Below are 20,242 nucleotides of genomic sequence, written 5' to 3'. Positions count from 1 at the left end.
TCAACTTCTCAATTTGTAGCCACGGGCCAGCATGTTAAGGGTGGCATGGGTCAGTGCAACGAAACTGCCGCCCGCGACGAGGGCACTGATCCACGGCGAAACATCCGACTGGCCGAAGAAGCCGTAGCGGAAGCCATCGATCATGTAGAAAAACGGATTGACGTGCGACACCGTCTGCCAGAAAGCCGGCAGCGAGTGGATGGAGTAGAACACACCGGACAGGAAGGTGAGCGGCATCACGACGAAATTCTGGAACGCCGCGAGCTGGTCGAACTTGTCGGCCCAGATGCCTGCGATCACACCCAGGCTGGCCAGAATGGCACCGCCCAGCGTGGCGAAGAACAGTATCCACAGCGGGTGCGCATACGGCAATTCGACGAACCACAGCGTCACCAGCCAGACGCCCGCGCCCACCACCAGCCCGCGGATGACGGCCGCCAGCACATACGCGGCGTAGAACTCGCGGTAGGAAATCGGCGGCAGCAGCACGAATACGATGTTGCCGGTCACCTTGGACTGGATCAGCGACGAGGAACTGTTGGAGAACGCGTTCTGCAGCAGGCTCATCATGACCAGACCGGGTACCAGGAAGGCCGAGTAGCTCACGCCACCATACACTTCGACCTGACGGTCGAGCACGTGCGAAAACACCAGCAGGTAGAGCAACGCGGTCAGCACCGGTGCGCCGACGGTCTGGAAGCCGACCTTCCAGAAGCGCAGCACCTCTTTATATAGAAGGGTACGCAACGCGATGCTCACGCGGCCTCCCGCATGATGGAAATGAATACGTCTTCCAGATCCGGGCGGACCAGTTCGATCTCTTCCAGCCCGACACCGGCCGCATGCAGGCGGGCGAGGCAGGCGCTCACCGCATCGGCGTTTTCGAGCACGAGCGCGACGCGTCCGTCTGCCGTGGCACGCGCCACGGCGCGCAGATCGGCTGGCAGCGCGACGTCGCCGCGCAGGCGAAGACGCAGCGTCTGCTGGATCGGCCGCGCCAGCAGATTGGTCGTGTTGTCGAGTGCAATCACGCGCCCCTGCTTCAGCATGGCGATGCGCCCGCACAGGCTTTCCGCTTCTTCCAGATAGTGGGTGGTCAGCACGATGGTGTGGCCTTGCCGGTTCAGATCGCGCACAAAGGCCCACAGGCCCTGGCGCAGCTCGACATCGACACCGGCGGTCGGCTCGTCGAGCACGATGACCGGCGGTCGGTGCACCAGCGCCTGTGCGACCAGCACCCGCCGCTTCATGCCGCCGGACAGCGCTCGCATGTTCACGTCAGCCTTCGTGTGGAGGTCGAGGTGATGCAGGATTTCGTCTATCCAGTCATCGTTGCGGCGCAAGCCGAAGTAGCCGGACTGGAGGCGCAGCGTTTCGCGCACCGTGAAGAAGGGATCGAACACGAGTTCCTGCGGCACCACCCCCAGATTGCGCCGTGCGTCGCGATAGTCGGCAACCACGTCGTGCCCCATCACCCTTATCACGCCGGAGTCGGCGCGTCCGAGTCCGGCGAGCAGCGAGATCAGCGTGGTCTTGCCGGCACCGTTCGGCCCAAGCAGCCCGAAGAATTCGCCCTGCCGCACGGTCAGCGATACGTGATCGAGCGCCTGAAGCGAACCGTATCGCTTGCAGACGCCATCGATCAGCAAGGCGGCGGACGGATCAGACATGGACATGCATCGGGAGGAGCACCGCAGCGGTGCCGGGGAAAACAGAGATCAGCGTGCGGCCGATGCGGCGTCAAGTCCGCAGAACGACGACACTTCGTACAGATTGGACAGGCTGAGCAGTCCTTCAGGGGCACCGACGACCGGCAGCGGGCCTGCCGAGCCCGACGACGCGCGTTCCCAGGCAAGCAGAACGGCGATCGCAGCCGAATCCACTTCGCTCACGCCGGACAGATCGATCGACCTGGCCGAGCCGATCAATGCGAGACCGGCGTCGCGCAAACTGACCGCCTCGGCCAGACGCATCGCACCGGTCACCCGCAGAACGTCTCCATCCAGGGCGATCATTTTGCAGCGGCTGCCGGCGGAGAATTCTTGGCGCGCAACGACTTGACGAGCCCATCGACGCCGCCGGCACGAATTTCGGCGGCAAAGGTTTCGCGATAATTGGTCACCAGACTGACGCCAGCGACGCTCACGTCATACACCTTCCAGCCTTCGCCGTTCTTTTCGAGGGCGTAGTCGATCGGGATCGGACGCCCGCCTGCGCGAACGACCTTCGTCTTTACAGTCACGTCAGTCTGCTCCGGCGCCATGCGGAACGGGTCGAATTCGACCGTTTCGTTCTTGTAGCTCGTCAAGGCGTTCGAGTAGGTTCGTACCAGCAGCGTACGAAACTCGATGATCAGCTGACCCTTCTGCTCGTCGGACGCATTCACCCACTCGCGACCCATTGCCAGCTGCGTCATGCGCGAAAAATTGAAGTGCGGGATCACCTGGGTTTCCACCAGTTCCGCCGCGCGCTTCTTGTCGCCCGCCTTGATGGCTGCATCGGTCCGCAGGGTGTTCAACACCTCTTCGGTCACTTCCTTCACGAGCGTGTCGGGCGTCTTCGCGACGTTCGCCTGAGCGCCGGCGCTCAGGGCGAAAGTCAGCAAAAACAGTTGAAGTATGCGTTTGAACATGGGTTCTCCCAGATGAAAAAGGCCTGTCGCCACGCGACAGGCCGTCATGACCATGCCGCCTCGCCCGACCGGGCGAGGCAATGAATCGGTCAGTTCGACACTACGGCAAGCTCCGTCGAAGTCTGCGCACTGATGGCATCAACGGCCATGGTGGCAGGTGTGCCGACAAGCATGAAGCACCAAGTTGATTCAATCGGTAACATGGTCATCAGGTTTTCGCTCGGCGAAAGCTGTGCGAACGGGCTTTCGCGCGGTGCATTTCCGTCATGGATGAGGCTGCGGCGACGTTGCAGATACGCATCGCGCACGTAGGCGTACTTGTCGAGTGCGGCAGCTTCGATTGCGCTTTCGGCCTTCAGGAAATCGGCACGCATATCGATGGCACGCAGAGCAAGGGCGGAATTCCGGACCGAGACCGGATCATGATTGGCGACCGGGTCGATCCAGACATCCACCAGGAAACCGCCGGTATCACGCAGGGTACGCGGTCCGATGATCGGCAGCACGACATACGCGCCATCGCCAACGCCCCAGCGACCGAGCGTCTGGCCGAAATCTTCCTCGTGCTTTTCGAGCCCCATGCCCGTAGCCACGTCGAACAGCCCGACGATGCCGATGGTCGTATTGATCACCACACGCCCGACGTCGGACAGTGCCTCGCCCGGCTTGCCCTGGATCAGGTTGTTGAAACCGATCCACAGATCCGCAATGTTGCCGAAGAAATTCGAAACCCCGGTCTGGACAGGCGTCGGCGTGATGTAGTCATAGCCCTGCGCGACGGGCTTGATGAGCGCCTTGTCGACCGTTTCGTTGAACGAAAAGACCGCGCGGTTGAACCCTTCGATCGGATCCTTCGGATTGCCGGAGGTCGCGCAACCGGTCATCAGCGTTGCAGCAATGGCTGCAGCGAGCACCGGTCGAAAATTGGTTGTCTGCTTTTTTGTATCGATCATCTGGCGAGCTTCCCGGCTATGCATTGTGCGCATCACTGCTCGGGAGCCTGCGGGCTCTCGGCAGCCTTGTTGAACATGAACTGACTGATCAGCTTTTCAAGCACTACCGCAGACTGCGTCTTCGTTATCGTTGCGCCGGCGGCGAGCATTTCCGTATCGCCACCGACTTCAAAACCGATGTACTGCTCGCCAAGCAACCCTGACGTCAGGATGGTCGCAAACGTGTCACGCGGGAAAACATACCGCTTATCGACATCCATCTTGACCACCGCGACATAAAGAGTGGGGTCAAAGGTGATTTCCGTCACCCGCCCGACCACAACTCCCGAACTTTTCACGGGCGCACGCGGTTTCAGGCCACCGATGTTATCAAAGTTGGCTTGCAGCCTGTATGTCTCGCCTATGTTAGCGGACGCAAGGTTGCCGACCTTTAGTGCCAGAAACAACACTGCGGCCACGCCGATCGCCACGAACACACCGACCCAGAGGTCGAGCACAGTACGGTTCATCCGTTACCCCTGAACATGAAGGATGTAAGCACAAAATCCAGCGCCAGTATGGTGAGCGCCGAATTGACAACAGTTCGCGTGATCGCGCGCGACACGCCCTCGGCGGTCGGCGCCGAATCGTAACCTTCGAAAACCGCGATCAGCGACACCGCAAAGCCGAACACCACGCTCTTGATGATGCCGTTCACGATGTCGTAGCGGAAATCGACCGATGCCTGCATCTGCGACCAGAAGGCTCCGTCATCGACGCCGATGAACACGACACCGATGAACCAGGCGCCAAACACGCCCATCATCGAAAACAGCGCCGCCAGCAAGGGCATCGAAATGACGCCCCCCCAGAAACGCGGTGCCACGACGCGTGCAATCGGATCGACCGCCATCATGTCCATCGCCTTGAGCTGCTCGGTCGTCTTCATCAGGCCGATTTCGGCCGTCAGCGCAGAACCTGCGCGGCTGGCGAACAGCAGCCCGGCAACCACCGGCCCCAGTTCGCGCACCAGCGACAGCGCCACCAGAATGCCCAGTGCCTCGCTCGAACCGTAGCGCTGCAGCGTTTCGTAGCCCTGCAGACCGAGCACCAGACCGACGAAGAAGCCGGACACCATGATGATGATCAGCGACAGCACGCCGGTCGAAAACACCTCGCGAATGGTCAGCGAGAAGCGCGAAAAGGCGGTACCCGAGCGCATCAGCACGGCAACGAAGAAGCGGCTGGCGAAGCCAAGCCGCCACAGACCGTCGAGCGTGCGCGCCCCCATCGAGCGAAGCACCCGGGCGATCATGCGTGCGTCTCCATCAGGGTTGTCCGGTAATCGTCACCCGGAAAATGGAATGGCAGCGGCCCGTCGATCTCCGCATTGACGAATTGATGCACGAACGGATCGGTCGAGGCACGGATCTCGTCCGGCGTCCCTTCGGCCACCACCTTGCCGGCTGAAAGGAAATACAGGTAGTCGACGATTTCCAGCGATTCGTGCACGTCGTGCGTCACCATGATCGAACTGGCGCCAAGTGCGTCATTGAGCCGGCGTATCAGCTGACCGACCACAGCCAATGAAATCGGGTCGAGGCCCGCAAAGGGTTCGTCGTACATGATGAGCATCGGGTCGAGCGCCACGGCGCGGGCCAGCGCAACGCGACGCGCCATGCCGCCCGACAGTTCGGCCGGCATCAGCTTCCACGCGCCTCGCAGCCCGACGGCATGCAGCTTGGTCATGACCAGATCACGGATCATGTCGGGCGGCAGGTCGGTGTGTTCGCGCAACGGGAAGGCCACGTTGTCGAACACGTTCAGATCGGTAAACAGCGCGCCGAACTGGAACAGCATGCCCATGCGCCGCCTGGCCGCATACATTTCGCGACGCGACAGCCGCGCAAGCTCCTGGCCGTCCACCGTCAGGTGGCCCGCAGTCGGCTTGAGCTGGCCGCCGATGAGGCGCAGCAATGTCGTCTTCCCGCAGCCGCTGCCGCCCATGATGGCGACCAGCTTGCCGCGCGGAATGCGCAGATTGATGCCGGAAAGAATGGGCCGCGTGTCGTAGGCAAAGTCGACGTTCTTCAAGTCGACCAGGATGTCTTCGGCCGGAGGGGACAGTGACACGAGAACAGTGTATGCGGGTAACAGGGAGCGCGATTGTAGCAGAGGCGCCCTACAGGCCGCAGCGACGCTTCCGGATGCGCCATCGGCGTGCGCTATCATCGGTCATGACTTTCGCGAACGCTGCCCGCCCGACGAAAACCGAAGCGCCGCGGCCCGGACTGCTGATCGTCGACGACGACCCGCTGATTGCCGATTCACTCAGCTTCCTGCTCGAGGCGGATTTCCTCGTCACCAGCCGCGCCTCTCGCGGTGCGGCCATCGCATGGCTGCGCGAACAACCGGCGGCACCGAAACTGGCGTTGATCGATCTTGGCCTGCCGCCCTGCCCGCATCGGCCGGATGAAGGCTACGCACTGATCGCCGACCTGCTGGCCCACGCGCCGGACACCCGCATCGTGGTGCTGTCCGGCCAGGGGGAGGAAGGCCTCGCTCGCCATGCGCGCGCCCTTGGCGCCACGGAATTCGTGTCCAAACCGGCGCAGCCCGCAGCGCTGCATGCGCTGCTGCGCCAGCTGGCTGAAACCTGCAGCCCGCCGCCTCCCGCCCTGCCGGCGCTGATCGGCGACAGCGAACCGGTGATCCGGCTGCGCGCACAGATCGTGCAGTACGCAGATCTGCCGTATCCGGTGCTGGTGGAAGGCGAATCGGGCACCGGCAAGGACATTGTCGCCAACTGCCTGCACGCCGGCACGACGCGTGGCGGCCAGCCCTTTCTGGCGCTCAACTGTGCCGCCATTTCGCCCAGTCTGGTCGAGCCGACGCTGTTCGGCCACGCGCGCGGCGCGTTCACCGGCGCACAGACGGCACGTACCGGCTATTTCGAGGAGGCCGCGTCGGGCAGCCTGTTCCTCGACGAGATCGGCGAGCTGCCGCTCGACCTCCAGGCCAAGCTGCTGCGCGTGCTCGAGAACGGTGAGTACCAGCGGGTCGGCGAAACGCAGTTGCGCCGTTCAAACGCACGCATCATCGCGGCCACCAATCGCGATCTGAGCGAGGAGGTCCGCGCCGGGCGCTTCCGGTCGGATCTCTACCACCGGCTCAGCGTGTTCACGATCACCTTGCCGGCCCTGCGCGACATGGGCAGCGACCGGCTGCAGCTGCTCGAGCACTTCCGCTGGCAGTTCAGCGCCCAGCTTGAACGGCAGCCGTTTTCGCTGGCGGCCGACGCGCGTGCGGGGTGGCTGGCCTACGGCTTTCCCGGCAACGTGCGCGAACTGCGCAACATCGTCATCCGGCTGTCGACCAAGTATCCAGGCCGCGAAGTCGGTCTGGCCGAACTGCAGGCGGAATTCGACCCGGCCGGGAGCGCGCCGGCAGCGCCGGGCGTTCATGACACGGAGATGCGCGAACTGGCGGATATCGCACTCGACGAGCTGCGCGCCGGCGGCTTCCGGCTCGACGCCCGGCTGCGCGAATGGGAAAGCGCCTATATAGATGCTGCGATGCGTCTGGCGCGCGGCAATGTCAGCGCGGCGGCACGTCTGCTGGGCATCGCGCGCACGACGCTGTACCACCGCATGGACGCCCCGGACGCCGACGCCGGCCGCGGCGACTGACATGTACCTCGACCACTTCGGCCTGCGCGAATCGCCGTTCCGCATCACCCCGCATGCCGATTTCTTCTTCGGCGGCGCGAACCGCCGGGCACTGCTCGACGCACTGGTCTATGCGCTCGGACGCGAAGAGGGGCTGGTCAAGGTCAGTGGCGAAGTCGGCACCGGCAAGACCATGCTGGCGCGGGTGTTGATCGATCACCTTCCCGCCCATCTGCGCGCCATCTATCTCGCCGACCCGCTGATGAACCGCGGCGAACTGCTCGCCGTGCTGGCCGACGAGCTGGGCTGCGCGCCCGCCACCGGCAGCGATGGCAGCGCTCACCGGCTGCTGCGCGCGGTGCAGGAGGCGCTGGTGGCCGAATTCGCCGCCGGCCGCCAGATCGTGCTGCTGATCGACGAGGCGCATGCGATGCCGGCGGAAACGCTGGAACAGATCCGCTTGCTGTCCAACCTCGAATCCGAACGCCACAAGCTGATCAAGATCGCGCTGTTCGGCCAGCCGGAGCTGGACGACCTGCTGGCGCGCACCGACATGCGGCAACTGAAGGACCGCATCACCCAGCATTTCCGGCTCGACCCGCTGCAGCCGGACGATGTCGGCACCTACATCGATTTCCGCATGCGTGCCGCCGGCTATCGCGGACCGAACGTGTTCGACGCCGCCTCGGTGACACGCATCGCGCGTGATTCGGGCGGCCTGACACGACGCATCAATATCCTGGCCGACAAGGCGCTGCTGGCGGCGTTCGCGCGCGGCGCACACGGCGTCACGGCAGCCGACGCCACGCGTGCGTTCGCCGACACCGAACTGCGCGTGCCGGCAGCGGGCGGCGTCACCCCGACACGGCTGGCGCTGGCGGTCGCGGCATCTGTCGTGCTGCTGGCGGCCGGTTTTCTGCTCGGGCGCAGCATCGACCGAGTGCCCCCCGAAACACCCCTCCCGGCAGCGACCGCCGGCGGCACGACGGCCGCCGCACCGGAGCCGCCGCCCACTGCCGCGCCAGAGCCTGAACAGACCCCACCGGCAGCCTCGGCTAGCGAACCCGCCGTCCCGCCGGTTGCCGCGATGCCGGATGCCATCACTTCAACCCCGCCCGACGCTGTACCGGAACCGGCTGCGCAACCCCCTGCGCCTGCCGATGACCTGACGTCGCTGCTGGCATCGAGCAAGTCATGGACGACCTCGGCGCCCGACGACCGCTGGTTCATCCAGCTGATGTCGGCCCCGGTCGCCCAGGGCGAACAGGTCGAGCGCTATGTCCGGCGCGCCCGGCGTACCCTCGACGCACAGCAGTTGCGGGCCTATCGCGCAGACACTGCAGGCGGCACCCAGCTGGCGGTGATCTACGGCGACTTCCCGGATCAGCGCACTGCGCAGCAGGCGCTCGCCACGCTGCCCGACTGGATCGCCACCGCGCGGCCGATTGCGCGGCAGGTACGCAGCCTGCGCCAGCCCTGAAAATGCCAAAGGCATTGACTGAACAGGGCCGGCTGCGCATCATGTTGATCGACCCCGGATTCCGCGTACCATCCGAATTCAGTTTCATTCCGAGTCACCGTCCGTCTCCGTGCCCATGACAGCATTGCTGCGCCCCGTTCTGCCCTGCGCCGTGATGGCGGCCCTGCTTGCCGGTTGTGCGGCGCATACCCCCCAGCCGATGTCGGATGCCCACGTCGTGGCAAAAAATACCGATGGCGCCGCAGCGCGCGAAGGCATCCCGCCGCCAGTCGCCCGCCCGCTGTCGCCGCCCCAACCGCAGCCGCGGCACAAGTCGGAAACCTACAGCGTGGTCGTCAACCGGGTGCCGGTGAATGAATTGCTGTTCGCGCTGGCGCGTGACGCCAAGGTGAATGTAGACATCCACCCCGGCATCGAGGGTGCGGTGACGCTGAACGCGATCGACCAGACGCTGCCGCAGCTGCTCACCCGCATCGCCACCCAGGTCGACATGCGTTTCGAGCTCGACGGACCGAATCTGGTCGTGATGCCCGACGCGCCCTACCTGCGCAGCTACCGGGTCGACTACGTCAACATGTCGCGCGACGTGACCGGTGCGGTGTCGATCAACACACAGATCGCCTCGACCAGTTCGGCCGCGGTCACCGGCACCGGCGGCACTGCGAACATCGCCACGCAGACCGGCAATGCCGGCAACAGCTCCAGCACCCGGATCGAGAACGTCGCGAAGAACCGCTTCTGGGAATCGCTGGAACGCAACATCCGCGACCTGCTGCACGAAACCGACAAGCTGATGCCGGACACGATGAGCGAACCGGCAGCCGCGCCGGTCGCCGGCACCGATCCTGCAGTCGCCGCCCCGCCGGTCGAGCGACGCGCCACTTTCCGCGAAGCGGCGTCGGTCATCCTGAACGCCGAAACCGGCGTCATCAACGTGCGCGCCACCTCGCGCCAACACGAGAAGGTGCAGGAATTCATCAGCCAGGTGACGCGCATCGCGCGTCGCCAGGTGTTGATCGAAGCGACCATCGCCGAGGTGCAGCTGACCGACAACTACCAGCAGGGCATCGACTGGACCGCCTTCGCCGGCGGCGGCAAGCGCGGCGGTGCCACGGTGTCGCTGAATACCACCTCGACCGATCTGACCACCAATGCGCCGTTCGCCATCGGTCTGGGCCGCAACCGCGAGCTGGTCGACAGCATCAAGCTGCTTGAAACCTACGGCGACGTGAAGGTGCTGTCGAGCCCCAAGCTGTCGGTGCTGAACAACCAGACCGCGCTGCTGAAGGTCGTCAACAACATCGTCTATTTCGAAATCAAGTCCGACGTGGTCGCCAATACCAACACGCAGGCCGTGCGCAGTTTCACCGCCACGCCGCGTTCGGTATCGGTCGGTCTGGTGATGGCGGTCACGCCGCAGATCAGCGCCGACGGCTTCGTGCTGCTGAACGTGCGGCCGACCATTTCGCGCAAGGTGGGTGATGCGCAGGATCCGACGCCCGACCTGAGCTCGCCCAATCTGGTGCCGGTCATCCAGACGCGCGAACTCGAATCGGTCATGCGCGTGGCCAGCGGCGAAACCGCGGTGCTTGGCGGCCTGATGCAGGACGAACTGAACTACCGCCGCGACAGCATTCCCGGCGTGTCGGCGCTGCCCTTCATCGGCGCATTGCTGTCGGCGCGCAATGAAACTTCGCGCAAGACCGAACTGGTCGTGCTGATCCGTCCGGTCGTGATCGAAGACGCCAGCCTCGACGGCGACTACCGGTCGCTGGTCGATTCGCTGCCGGACGAGCGCTTCATGAGATCGACCTTCCCGCTGCCCGGCGCGAACCGCAAAGTGGAGCCCGCGCAGTGAGCCTGCTGCTCGAAGCGCTGAAGAAGGCCGAGGCCGCCAAGCGGCGCGAGGAAGACCCGGCAGCCGAAAGCGAAGCTGCGCCGGCAGCGGTCGCGCCACCGGCGCGCATTACGCCGGCCCATGAACTGGAACTGATCGACGACGAATTCGCCCAGGCCGCGCGCTTCGCCGGGCTCGACGTACCGGAGCCGCGACCGGCCACGCCCCCCTCACCTCAGCCGGGCGCCGAAGCAGCACGCGTGCTGTTCGACGCCAAGCGACCGGCACCACGCGGCAAGTCGCCGCTCACCTGGCTGCTCGGCGCAGCCGGTGTGCTGCTGCTCGGCATCGTCGGCTGGGTCATGTGGCAGATCGGCCTGCTGGACGGCGGACGGGCCGTCGCACCGGCCGCCTCCCTGCCGCCGCCGGCGGCGCGCATCGCGGCGCCAGCGCCCGTCACCGGTCCTTCGCCTGAACGACCCACTGCGTCCGCCGCCGCGGTCGCACCGTCGTCCCTGGCTGCGGGTGCACCCGTGACCGCCCCCGCAGCACTGCCCGATGACGCATTGGCGGCCGCGCCATCGAGCCGCTTCCTGTCCGGTCAGCTCGCCGCCGATAAGCCGGCACCGACGCCGCCGCCCGCGGCAGCGCCCGCTGCGCCGCCGATCCGCATCACCCGCAATGCGCCGGTCATTCCGCAGGACATCAACGAAGGCTATGCGGCGTTCAATGCAGGCGAGTACGATCGCGCGCGAGTCGCCTACGAACGTGCGCTGCGTGCCGATCCGCGCAATCCGGATGCGCTGCACGGCCTGATGGCGCTGGCTGACGTCCGGGGCGATGCGCAGCAGGCACGCATGCTGTTGCGGCGTATCGCCGAAATCGATCCGGCCGACCCGTCGGTGCAGGTGGCGATGAGTGAAAACGTCGATCCGGCCGCGCAGGAGGCACGGCTGCTGAACATCGCCGCGGCGCAGCCGCAATCGGCACCCGCGGCGTTCGCGCTCGGCAATCTGTATGCCGGACAGGCGCGCTGGCGCGAAGCGCAACAGGCCTATTTCAATGCGTGGACACTGGCGCCCGACCAGCCCGACCACGCCTACAACCTTGCGGTCAGCCTCGACCAGCTACGCCAGTCGAAGCTCGCACTGCAGTACTACCGCGAAGCCCTCACCTTGCGCAGCCAGCGCTCGGCCGCCTTCGACGCAGACGCGGTGGCCACCCGCGTCGCCGCGCTGCAGGCCGCGCAGGATGGGCCCTGAGCACATGAACGCGCCGGCCAACGCACCGCGCCGTCCGCTCGGCCAGTTGCTGCTGGCGCAGGGGCTGGTGACCGAAGACCAGTTGCGCATCGCGCTGCAGGAACAGCAGAAGCTGAACATTCCGATGGGCCGCCTGCTGGTGCAGCTGGGCTTCGTCAGCGAAGCCACGTTGCGCGAAGCACTTGGCGTCACGCTGGGCAAGCGCACGGTCGATCTGTCGCATGCGCTGATCGACGCCGACGCCCTGCGACTGGTGCCGCAGGCGCTGGCCAAGCGGCACCGGCTGCTGCCGCTGAACTACCTGGCCAGTGCGCGCAAACTGACGGTCGCCGTGTCCGACGTGAACGACATCGTCGCGCTCGACCAGCTGCGTGCGTTGCTGCCGGAAGGCGTCGAGCTCGAAACCGTACTGGCCGGCGAGACCGAAATCGCGCACGCGATCGATCAGTCCTACGGCCACGAACTGTCGATCGAAGGCATCCTGACCGAACTGGAAACCGGCGAGGTCGATTACCGCGCACTGGCCTCCTCGGCCGACGAATACAGCCAGCCGGTGGTGCGCCTGATCGACGCGCTGCTGACCGATGCGGTCAAGCGCGGCGCCTCCGACATCCACTTCGAGCCGGAAGCCGGCTTCCTGCGCATCCGCTACCGCATCGACGGCCTGCTGCGGCAGATCCGCGCGCTGCATCGCTCGTACTGGCCGGCGATGGCGGTGCGCATCAAGGTGGTGGCCGGCATGAACATCGCCGAAATGCGCGCGCCGCAGGACGGGCGCATTTCGCTCACCATCAGCGGCCGGCCGGTCGATTTCCGCGTGTCGTCGCAACCGACACTGCACGGCGAAAACATCGTGCTGCGCATCCTCGACCGGGCGCGCGGCATCGTCGCGCTCGACGAACTGGGGCTGGCCGATTCGCAGCTCGACCAGCTGAAGCTGATGATCGCGCGACCCGAAGGCATCATCCTCGCCACCGGCCCGACCGGCAGCGGCAAGACCACCACGCTGTATTCGGTGCTCAACCACATCAATTCCGAGGGCGTGAACATCATGACCCTCGAAGATCCGGTCGAATACCCGATGGCGCTGATCCGCCAGACTTCGGTCGCCGAGGCGGTGAAGCTCGATTTCGCGAACGGCGTGCGCTCGATGATGCGGCAGGATCCGGACATCATCCTGGTGGGCGAAATCCGCGATGCCGAAACCGCCGAGATGGCCTTTCGCGCCGCGATGACCGGTCACCAGGTGTATTCCACGCTGCACACCAACTCGGCGCTCGGCGCGATTCCGCGCCTGCTCGACATCGGCATCCTGCCCGACATCATGGCCGGCAACATCATCGGCGTGATGGCGCAGCGTCTGTTGCGCAAGTTGTGCCTGTATTGCCGGAAGGCGCGACCGGCCGAGGCGCACGAACTGCATCTGCTCGGTCTGCGCGAGGACCGCGCAGCGCCGGACATCCACGACGCGGTCGGCTGCCCGGCCTGCGAATTCACCGGCTACCGCGGCCGCCTTGCAGTGATGGAACTGCTGCGCATGGATTCCGACCTCGACGAACTGGTGGCCCGGCGCGCCACCGCGCGCGAGCTGCGCAACGCCGCCCGTGCCAAGGGTTTCCGCTCGCTGGCCGAAGATGGGCTGCGGCGCGTCATCGACGGCTCGACTTCGCTCGACGAGCTGGCGCGCGTGGTCGATCTCACCGAACGCATGGCCCAGAGCGGTCCGGACTGGTACGCACGCTGACGATGGCGATGTTTTCGTACAAGGCGATGAACACGCAGGGCCGCATGGTGTTCGGCCGCATGGACGCCGCCAATCTGGTCGATCTCGAAATGCGCTTGAAGCGCATGCAGCTCGACTTCGTCAACGGCCAGCCGATGAAGCACGCGCAGCCGCTGTTCGGTCACAGCCTGCCGCGGCTCGAACTGATCAATTTCAGCTTCCACCTCGAACAGCTGGTGCGTTCCGGCGTGCCGCTGATCGAGGCGCTGACCGACCTGCGCGATTCGACCGAACACCCGCGCATGCGCGAAATCGTCGCCTCGCTGGTCGAAAGCATCGAGGGTGGCCGATCGCTGTCGCAGGCCATGGCCGAACATCCGGCCGCGTTCAGCAAGGTGTTCTGCGCACTGGTGCGCGCCGGCGAGCTGACCGGCAATCTGGCCGAGGTGCTGCGCGAACAGATCGACGCATTCAAATGGGAAGACGAACTGGTGTCGCAGACGCGACGCCTGCTGACCTATCCGGCCATCGTCGGCACCTTCCTGCTGTTCGTCATCGCCGTACTGATGCTGGTGGTCGTCCCCGACCTCGCGCGCTTCTTCCGCAACACCGGGCTGGAGCTGCCGCTGCAGACACGCATCCTGATGGGCACGTCGGAATTCCTGCAGGCCTGGTGGCCGGCCGTGCTGTTTCTGATGGTCGCGGCGACCGTCGGCGCCGTTGCGCTGCTGCGCTACAACCCGGTCGCCCGGCAGCGCTTCGACGGTTTCAAGCTGTCGGTACCGGTGATCGGCCCGATCCTGCACAAGGTGGTGCTGTCGCGCTTTGCCAGCATGTTCGCGATGATGTACGGCGCCGGCATTCCGATCATCGACGCCGTGCGCACGTCGGAAGATGTGGTCGGCAACGAGGCCGTGCGCGACGCGCTGGCGCGCGCCGGCGCGCTGATCAGCCAGGGCCAGAACGTGACGGCCGCGTTCCAGAGCGTCGGACTGTTTCCGCCGCTGGTCGTGCGTATGCTGCGTGTGGGCGAAAGCACCGGTGCGCTCGACCGCGCGCTGCGCGAGGTGTCCTACTTCTACACGCGTGATGTGCGTGAATCCATCGCGCGCGCGCAGGCCGCGATGGAACCGACACTGACGCTGGTGCTCGGCCTGCTGCTGATGGCGGTGGCCTTCGCGGTGCTCGGCCCGGTGTACGACATGCTGACGAAGTTGAAGACCTGATGCCGCGCCGCCACGTCCTCTATCTCGACGCGACGCAGCTTGTCGCCTATGGTTGGCGCGCCGGCGAGGTGACCGAGCACGCCCGCTTCGCGACGACGAGCGACGGCGTGACGGCATTCGCCGACTTCCTGCGCACACAGCGTGACGGCCTGTACCTGATGCTGTGCGATCTGGCCGACGAAGCCTTCATCGCCGAAATGGTGCCTTTCGTGCGTGGCGGTGACCGCGCGGCACTGATCCGGCGCAAGCTCGGCCAGCATTTCTTCGGCACCACGCTCACCTGCGCCCGCTCTCTCGGGCGCTCGCGCGCCGGCCGGCGCGACGAACAGATGCTGTTCTGCGCGCTGACCCGGCCGGCCATGCTCGAACCCTGGCTGGCGGCGCTGCGCGATGCCGACGTCGCACTGAGCGGCATCCACAGCGTGGCGCTGGCCAGCGAGCCGGTGCTCGAGCGGCTGCGCATCGCGCAGGGCAGCACGCTGTTGCTGGCCATCACGCGCACCGGCGTGCGGCAGAGCTTCTTCGAAGACGGCCGCCTGCGCTTTTCGCGCCTGACGCCGCTCGGCACGCTATCGAGCAACGACCTGCCGCGCGCCTGCGCCGAAGAAGCACGGCGGCTGCACCCCTATCTGCTGAGCCAGCGCCTGGTCACCCGCAACGCGCCGCTGAGCGTGCGCGTGCTCGTACCCCCGGCCCGCATGGACGAGTTCTCGCTGGCTTGCCGCAGCAATGACATGCTGCAGTTCGAGCTGATAGACAGTCATCTGGCCGCCCAGCGGCTCGGCCTGCGCCCGGCGCCGGACGACCTGCACTGCGAAACGCTGTTCGTGCAGGCGCTGATGCGTCAGCCGCCGGCCGAACAGTTCGCGCCGCCGGCCGAACGTCGCGCCTTCCGCGTCTGGCAGGCGCGCTTCGCGCTGCTCGCCGCCGGCAGCGTGGCGCTGGCGGCCTGCCTGCTGATGGCTACGCACAGCGCGCTCGACAGTCTCGAACTGCGCGAAAAGAGCGCGCGGCTGCAGGACGACGCGCGGCGCGCCGAATCCGCCCGGCGCGACATCATCGCCCGCCTGCCGCCGACGCCGGTGCCACTGGACACGCTGCGCGTCGTACATGAACGCAGCCTGCAACTGGAGCAGCGCAGCGCGGCACCGGCCGGACTGCTGCAGCCGCTCGGCGCCGTACTGGAGCGCTACCCGCAGGTTGAACTGGACCGTCTCGACTGGAAGCTGGGCAGTGCCGGCATGCCGGCGGCCGACGGATTGGCGCCGGTCGAGGCACAACTGCTGGTGCAGGCGCGGCTGCCCGCCGAATACGGCGCCCAGCAGCGACGCGCGCTGGAACTGGTGGACGCCCTCGCCCTCGATCTGGGCCGCGCAGCGGACGGCCGGCAGGTGAAAGTCACGCGACCCCCGTTCGATCTGGAATCGGGCCAGGTGCTGCGCGGCGGGGTGCGCAGCGACCGCAGCGAGGCCGACAGCGCGCCGCAGTTCGCGCTGCTGATCAGCCGGGGGCTCGCGCCATGAACGCGGCCGACCTGAAAAAGTTGCGCGGCGCTGCCGTGCTGGCCGCGCTGATGGCACTGGCCGGCGCTGGAGCGCTGTGGGCGAGCGCCCGACTGGCTGACGAAGCGAAGCAGGACCACATCCGCGCGATCGCTGCGCGTGCTGCCGCGCAGAGCGGCCTGGCCGCAGCGCAGGCCGAAGAGATGGAAATTGCGCAGAAGATCGACCGCTACCGTCAGCTGGCCGCACGCGGCGCGATCGGCGCCGAACAGCGTCTGGCCTGGGTCGAACTGATCCGCGACACCCGGGCGCGGCATCGCCTGGGCGCGCTCGATTACGAATTTTCGCCGCAGCGGCCGCTCGATCGTTCGATCGCACCGTCTGACGCCGGCGAACTCGAAGTCAGCAGCAGTACGTTGCGCCTGCGCCTGCCGCTGCTGCACGAAGGTGACCTGCTGACGCTGCTCGACGACCTGAGCCAGCACGCGCCGGCCCTGGTACGGGTACGCGAGTGCAGCATGGTGCGGCGTGTGGTGACTGACTCGACACCCGAAACGCTGCAGGCCGACTGCCTGCTGGACTGGATCACCTTCCGTCCGAAAGAGGGGGGAGCGTCGTGAGGCGCGCACTGATTCTGTTGTTCTGCTGCGTCGCGCATGCGGCGGCGGCGCAGCCGCTCGGTCGGCTGTTCTACAGCGAGGCCGAGCGCGTGCGGCTGGAACAGCAGCGCGGCCAGCCGGTACAGGCAGCCTCTGCGCCGCGCGCCGTCGGCACGGTGCGGCACGACGGCATCGTCGTCCGCTCTTCCGGCCCGGTGACCTGGTTCGTCAATGGCGGCTCTTTCGACGCGCGCGCCCTGCCGTCGCTGCAGGCGCAGCCGGCGGGCACCGCACTTCAGTTGCCGGGCAATGCCGGTCGGGCGGTCAGGCTGCGCCCGGGCGAGCAGACCGCCGTCGACGAAGCCGGTCAGGCAGCGCCGGCGTCGGGCGTGATCGACGTGCAGCCGGGGCGCAGCCGATGAGCGCATGGCCGTCGACACGGCAACGGCAGGGCGGCGCCGCGCTGCTGATCGCCATCGCGCTGCTCGGTCTGCTGGCGATTGCCACGCTGGCCCGCGCGCTGTCGTCGCCTGCAGGCACCGACAGCGAACTGGCCACCGAGCGCGCACTGGCCAGGGCGCGCGATGCGTTGGCGGCTTATGGGGCGCTGGGCAATGTCGCCGGCAACCACGACAACTCACCGGGCGCCCTGCCCTGCCCGGACCTCGACAACGACGGCGTGTCCGATTTCAACTGCAGCGGCCACATCGGTCGTCTGCCCTGGCGCACGCTGGGCATGGGCCCGGTGCTTGATGGCGCAGGCGAATGCCTGTGGTACGCGCGCAGCGCCCGCTTCAGCAACAACATACAGACCAGCGAGCGCGGCAGCAGCGCCGACAAGCCGGCACTGAACCCGGCAACGCCGGGCGGCATCGTCGAAGTCAGCGCCGCGGGCGCCGGCCAGCCGGTGGCGGCAGTACTGATCGCGCCTGGCCCCGCGCTGCCGGGTCAGTCGCGCAGCGGCGGCTTCGGCGAGTCCGGCTGCCGCGAAGGCGGCATCGAACAATTCGTCGAAGGGGCGACGGTGGCCGGCAACGCCTTTACGCACATCGGCGGTGAGCATGCCATCGCGCTGCGCGCGCAGGACGACTTCAACGACCGCGTGCTCACGCTCACCACCAGCCGGTTGTTCGCCAGCGCCGGTGCGCGCGTGCTGGGCGACATTTCGATCGCCAGCGACGGCACACCGCCGTACGCCTGGTGGATCAACAATCAGTGGTGCGCCCACGTCTGCACGTCAGGGACGCAGGGCGTCGTCGCGCTGGCAGATGGTTCGCGCGTGGCGCGGGCGCTGTCGCTGCTGCCGGTCTGCGCCAGCGTGTGCACCGGATCATGACGCGTCAGCGCGGCTTCACCCTGATCGAGATCGCGGTGGTGCTGACCATCGTCGCGCTGCTCAGCGTGGGTGCGATCGCCGCGCTGCAGCTCGCCATGCTGCGCACGCGCATCGCCGATACGCAGGCGGCGTTGCGCGAGGCACGTGAAGCGGTCGTGGCGTTCGCCGTGGTCAACCGCTCGCTGCCCTGCCCGGCCGTGTCGGAGGTCGACGGCACCGAACAAAGCCGCGCCGGTGGCAACTGCGCCAACCGTCGCGGCCTGTTGCCCTGGCAGACGCTGGGCGTGCGCGGTCTCGACGGCTGGGGCAACCGGCTGGGCTATGTCGTGTCGCAGAACACCACCGCGGCGCGCAGTCTGGTCGTCGCACCCGGCCAGCGCATCGCATTGACTGGCGAAGGCGACGTCACGATCCGTACCCGCGACGCAGCCGGCGCCGAAGTGCAGCTGAACAGCGGCACCTCAGTGGCCTTCGCACTGTGGTCGCATGGTGAAAACGGGCGCGGCGCCACGACGGCGATCGGCAGTCTGATCGCCCACGATTCGGCCAGCAACGCCGACGAGCAGGCCAACAGTTCCCAGCCGGGTACATCGACCGTGCTGTACGCGCGCGACGGCAGCGTGAACAGCGCCGCGGGCGGCGGCGAATTCGATGACCTGGTGGTGTGGGAATCGCGCTTCGTGCTGTTCGGTCGCATGATGAACGCGGGGCAATTGCCGTGAGCGCAGCGGCACCCGGCTTCCTGTCGCGCCTGCGCAGCGGCGGCATCCTGCCCGGCGACAGCCCGGAAGAGCGGCTGAACAAGTCGCTGCTGGTGCTGGCGACCGGTCTGGTCTGCGTGGCGTCGATGCTGTGGCTGGCGGTGTATTGGTCGATCGGCCCGCAGCTGTCTGCCACCTTGCCTTTCGCGTACCAGCTGCTGCTGGCCGGCAACCTGCTGCTGTACATCCGCAGCGGCAACTTCAAACTGTTCCGCAGCACGCAGCTCGGGCTGTTCCTGTTCGTGCCCTTCGTCGCGCAGTGGGCCATCGGCAACTTCATTACCGCCAGCGGCATCCTGCTATGGGGGTTGCTGGCGCCGGTTGGCGCCATCCTGTGCATCGGCGCGCGCGAGGCACTCGCCTGGTTCTTCGCCTATGCCTTCCTGATCGTGCTGACCGGCGTATTCGACTTCTATCTGGCCGACGCCAGCACCTACCGCGACGCCACCGTGTCGGTGGAAACCAGCGTGGTGTTCTTCGCGCTCAACTTCCTCGCCATTTCGACCATCGTGTTCATGCTGCTGCGCTTTGCGATCGAACAGAAGCAGCGCACCGCCAGTCAGCTGGCCGAAGCGCACGCGCTGCTGGAAAGCGAACAGGAGCGCTCGGAGCGCCTGCTGCTGAACATTCTGCCCGGTCCGGTCGCCGAACGCCTGAAGCAGAACGAAAAGAACATCGCGGACGGATTCGCCGACGTCAGCGTCATGTTTGCCGACATCGTGAATTTCACCCAGGTCGCCGCAGGCATGACGCCGGCCCAGGTGTTCTCGATGCTCAACCGCGTGTTCTCCCGCTTCGACGAACAGGCCGGTGCGCGCGGTCTGGAGAAGATCAAGACCATTGGCGACGCCTACATGGTGGCGGGTGGCCTGAACGAGAACACGTCGGACTACACCGCCGCGCTGGCCGATCTGGCGCTGGAAATGCGCGACTGGCTCAGGAACCAGACCACCGGCACCGGCGTGCTGCTCGATCTGCGCATCGGCATCGGCACCGGCCCGGTCGTCGCCGGCGTGGTGGGCAAGAAGAAATTCATCTACGACCTGTGGGGCGACACCGTCAATCTGGCCAGTCGCATCACGACCGAAGGCGTGCCCGGCATGGTGCAGGTCGACACCACGACTTACCTCCGCCTGCGCAACCGCTTTGACTTCCACCCGCCGCAGACGCTCTATCTGAAAGGCAAGGGCGATACCGTGGTGTATCGGCTGATCGGACGCAGGGAAGAAGGACTTTCGATGTCGGCGGGCAGTGTGGACATCCTGCTCGACGCCGGGTAGGTCG

General features: G+C 66.4%; 20 protein-coding genes. 12 read left to right on the top strand and 8 right to left on the bottom strand.

All coding sequences use genetic code 11. The annotated features are described in order from the left end of the window. The 8 genes from Q8Q80_RS18395 to Q8Q80_RS18360 form a co-directional block, all read right to left on the bottom strand. Window positions 1–759: an ABC transporter permease gene (locus tag Q8Q80_RS18395; protein ID WP_305634308.1), complete on the bottom strand. Its 759-nt coding sequence runs from the start codon at window positions 757–759 to the stop codon at window positions 1–3. Continuing rightward, the gene (locus Q8Q80_RS18390; protein WP_305634307.1) at window positions 756–1,670 is read right to left on the bottom strand and encodes an ABC transporter ATP-binding protein; all 915 of its coding nucleotides are present in this window, start codon (window positions 1,668–1,670) and stop codon (window positions 756–758) included. Before Q8Q80_RS18390 ends, Q8Q80_RS18395 begins: the two co-directional genes overlap by 4 nt. A 48-nt stretch (window positions 1,671–1,718) precedes the next feature. Then, on the bottom strand, window positions 1,719–2,015 hold the full coding sequence (locus Q8Q80_RS18385; RefSeq protein WP_305612164.1) for a lipid asymmetry maintenance protein MlaB: 297 nt from the start codon (window positions 2,013–2,015) through the stop codon (window positions 1,719–1,721). Beyond that, a complete protein-coding gene (locus tag Q8Q80_RS18380; protein WP_305634306.1) occupies window positions 2,012–2,632 on the bottom strand; it encodes a phospholipid-binding protein MlaC in 621 nt (206 codons plus the stop codon). The genes Q8Q80_RS18385 and Q8Q80_RS18380 overlap by 4 nt, the downstream gene beginning before the upstream one ends. Before the next feature lie 89 nt (window positions 2,633–2,721). Next, on the bottom strand, window positions 2,722–3,585 hold the full coding sequence (locus tag Q8Q80_RS18375; RefSeq protein WP_305634305.1) for a VacJ family lipoprotein: 864 nt from the start codon (window positions 3,583–3,585) through the stop codon (window positions 2,722–2,724). A gap of 32 nt (window positions 3,586–3,617) precedes the next feature. Next, window positions 3,618–4,094: an outer membrane lipid asymmetry maintenance protein MlaD gene (mlaD, locus tag Q8Q80_RS18370; RefSeq protein ID WP_069039423.1), complete on the bottom strand. Its 477-nt coding sequence runs from the start codon at window positions 4,092–4,094 to the stop codon at window positions 3,618–3,620. Beyond that, on the bottom strand, window positions 4,091–4,879 hold the full coding sequence (gene mlaE, locus Q8Q80_RS18365) for a lipid asymmetry maintenance ABC transporter permease subunit MlaE (protein WP_069039422.1): 789 nt from the start codon (window positions 4,877–4,879) through the stop codon (window positions 4,091–4,093). The genes mlaD and mlaE overlap by 4 nt, the downstream gene beginning before the upstream one ends. Next, complete coding sequence (locus tag Q8Q80_RS18360; RefSeq protein WP_305634304.1) at window positions 4,876–5,697, bottom strand: ABC transporter ATP-binding protein; 822 nt, start codon at window positions 5,695–5,697, stop codon at window positions 4,876–4,878. Before Q8Q80_RS18360 ends, mlaE begins: the two co-directional genes overlap by 4 nt. A gap of 104 nt (window positions 5,698–5,801) precedes the next feature. Here Q8Q80_RS18360 and Q8Q80_RS18355 point away from each other — a divergent pair, with 104 nt between their 5' ends. From Q8Q80_RS18355 to Q8Q80_RS18300, 12 genes are all read left to right on the top strand, one after another. Further along, the gene (locus Q8Q80_RS18355; protein WP_305634303.1) at window positions 5,802–7,253 is read left to right on the top strand and encodes a sigma-54 dependent transcriptional regulator; all 1,452 of its coding nucleotides are present in this window, start codon (window positions 5,802–5,804) and stop codon (window positions 7,251–7,253) included. A 1-nt stretch (window position 7,254) separates the two neighbouring features. Then, on the top strand, window positions 7,255–8,712 hold the full coding sequence (locus Q8Q80_RS18350) for an AAA family ATPase (RefSeq protein ID WP_305634302.1): 1,458 nt from the start codon (window positions 7,255–7,257) through the stop codon (window positions 8,710–8,712). 217 nt (window positions 8,713–8,929) lie between these two features. Beyond that, entirely contained in the window at window positions 8,930–10,570 is a 1,641-nt protein-coding gene (locus Q8Q80_RS18345) for a pilus (MSHA type) biogenesis protein MshL (RefSeq protein WP_305634301.1), read from the top strand. After that, window positions 10,567–11,811: a lipopolysaccharide assembly protein LapB gene (locus Q8Q80_RS18340; protein WP_305634300.1), complete on the top strand. Its 1,245-nt coding sequence runs from the start codon at window positions 10,567–10,569 to the stop codon at window positions 11,809–11,811. The genes Q8Q80_RS18345 and Q8Q80_RS18340 overlap by 4 nt, the downstream gene beginning before the upstream one ends. After that, complete coding sequence (locus Q8Q80_RS18335; protein ID WP_371132789.1) at window positions 11,801–13,555, top strand: GspE/PulE family protein; 1,755 nt, start codon at window positions 11,801–11,803, stop codon at window positions 13,553–13,555. Before Q8Q80_RS18340 ends, Q8Q80_RS18335 begins: the two co-directional genes overlap by 11 nt. Window positions 13,556–13,557: 2 nt before the next feature. Further along, window positions 13,558–14,760 (top strand): type II secretion system F family protein, encoded by a 1,203-nt coding sequence (locus tag Q8Q80_RS18330; protein ID WP_305634298.1) that lies wholly within the window; start codon window positions 13,558–13,560, stop codon window positions 14,758–14,760. Next, a complete protein-coding gene (locus tag Q8Q80_RS18325; RefSeq protein WP_305634297.1) occupies window positions 14,760–16,283 on the top strand; it encodes a hypothetical protein in 1,524 nt (507 codons plus the stop codon). Before Q8Q80_RS18330 ends, Q8Q80_RS18325 begins: the two co-directional genes overlap by 1 nt. Further along, window positions 16,280–16,882 carry a hypothetical protein gene (locus Q8Q80_RS18320; RefSeq protein ID WP_305634296.1) on the top strand — a complete coding sequence of 201 codons (603 nt, stop codon included), beginning with the start codon at window positions 16,280–16,282 and terminating at the stop codon, window positions 16,880–16,882. The genes Q8Q80_RS18325 and Q8Q80_RS18320 overlap by 4 nt, the downstream gene beginning before the upstream one ends. After that, window positions 16,879–17,283 (top strand): hypothetical protein, encoded by a 405-nt coding sequence (locus tag Q8Q80_RS18315; RefSeq protein WP_305634295.1) that lies wholly within the window; start codon window positions 16,879–16,881, stop codon window positions 17,281–17,283. Before Q8Q80_RS18320 ends, Q8Q80_RS18315 begins: the two co-directional genes overlap by 4 nt. Next, complete coding sequence (locus Q8Q80_RS18310) at window positions 17,280–18,197, top strand: hypothetical protein (protein WP_305634294.1); 918 nt, start codon at window positions 17,280–17,282, stop codon at window positions 18,195–18,197. Before Q8Q80_RS18315 ends, Q8Q80_RS18310 begins: the two co-directional genes overlap by 4 nt. Further along, a complete protein-coding gene (locus tag Q8Q80_RS18305; protein WP_305634293.1) occupies window positions 18,194–18,919 on the top strand; it encodes a type II secretion system protein in 726 nt (241 codons plus the stop codon). Before Q8Q80_RS18310 ends, Q8Q80_RS18305 begins: the two co-directional genes overlap by 4 nt. Continuing rightward, the gene (locus tag Q8Q80_RS18300) at window positions 18,916–20,238 is read left to right on the top strand and encodes an adenylate/guanylate cyclase domain-containing protein (RefSeq protein WP_305634292.1); all 1,323 of its coding nucleotides are present in this window, start codon (window positions 18,916–18,918) and stop codon (window positions 20,236–20,238) included. Before Q8Q80_RS18305 ends, Q8Q80_RS18300 begins: the two co-directional genes overlap by 4 nt. Window positions 20,239–20,242: the final 4 nt, after the last annotated feature.

The organism is Methyloversatilis sp. (assembly GCF_030698125.1).
Taxonomy (GTDB): domain Bacteria; phylum Pseudomonadota; class Gammaproteobacteria; order Burkholderiales; family Rhodocyclaceae; genus Methyloversatilis.
This window is presented reverse-complemented; position numbering and strand designations above follow the sequence as displayed.

Excerpts from the sequence above, each read along its gene's own strand:
- Q8Q80_RS18390 (WP_305634307.1), bottom strand. The coding sequence starts at position 1,670 with ATGTCTGATCCGTCCGCCGCCTTGCTGATCGATGGCGTCTGCAAGCGA.
- Q8Q80_RS18385 (WP_305612164.1), bottom strand. The coding sequence starts at position 2,015 with ATGATCGCCCTGGATGGAGACGTTCTGCGGGTGACCGGTGCGATGCGT.
- Q8Q80_RS18380 (WP_305634306.1), bottom strand. The coding sequence starts at position 2,632 with ATGTTCAAACGCATACTTCAACTGTTTTTGCTGACTTTCGCCCTGAGC.
- Q8Q80_RS18375 (WP_305634305.1), bottom strand. The coding sequence starts at position 3,585 with ATGATCGATACAAAAAAGCAGACAACCAATTTTCGACCGGTGCTCGCT.
- mlaD (WP_069039423.1), bottom strand. The coding sequence starts at position 4,094 with ATGAACCGTACTGTGCTCGACCTCTGGGTCGGTGTGTTCGTGGCGATC.
- mlaE (WP_069039422.1), bottom strand. The coding sequence starts at position 4,879 with ATGATCGCCCGGGTGCTTCGCTCGATGGGGGCGCGCACGCTCGACGGT.
- Q8Q80_RS18355 (WP_305634303.1), top strand. The coding sequence starts at position 5,802 with ATGACTTTCGCGAACGCTGCCCGCCCGACGAAAACCGAAGCGCCGCGG.
- Q8Q80_RS18350 (WP_305634302.1), top strand. The coding sequence starts at position 7,255 with ATGTACCTCGACCACTTCGGCCTGCGCGAATCGCCGTTCCGCATCACC.
- Q8Q80_RS18335 (WP_371132789.1), top strand. The coding sequence starts at position 11,801 with ATGGGCCCTGAGCACATGAACGCGCCGGCCAACGCACCGCGCCGTCCG.
- Q8Q80_RS18330 (WP_305634298.1), top strand. The coding sequence starts at position 13,558 with ATGGCGATGTTTTCGTACAAGGCGATGAACACGCAGGGCCGCATGGTG.
- Q8Q80_RS18325 (WP_305634297.1), top strand. The coding sequence starts at position 14,760 with ATGCCGCGCCGCCACGTCCTCTATCTCGACGCGACGCAGCTTGTCGCC.
- Q8Q80_RS18320 (WP_305634296.1), top strand. The coding sequence starts at position 16,280 with ATGAACGCGGCCGACCTGAAAAAGTTGCGCGGCGCTGCCGTGCTGGCC.
- Q8Q80_RS18310 (WP_305634294.1), top strand. The coding sequence starts at position 17,280 with ATGAGCGCATGGCCGTCGACACGGCAACGGCAGGGCGGCGCCGCGCTG.
- Q8Q80_RS18305 (WP_305634293.1), top strand. The coding sequence starts at position 18,194 with ATGACGCGTCAGCGCGGCTTCACCCTGATCGAGATCGCGGTGGTGCTG.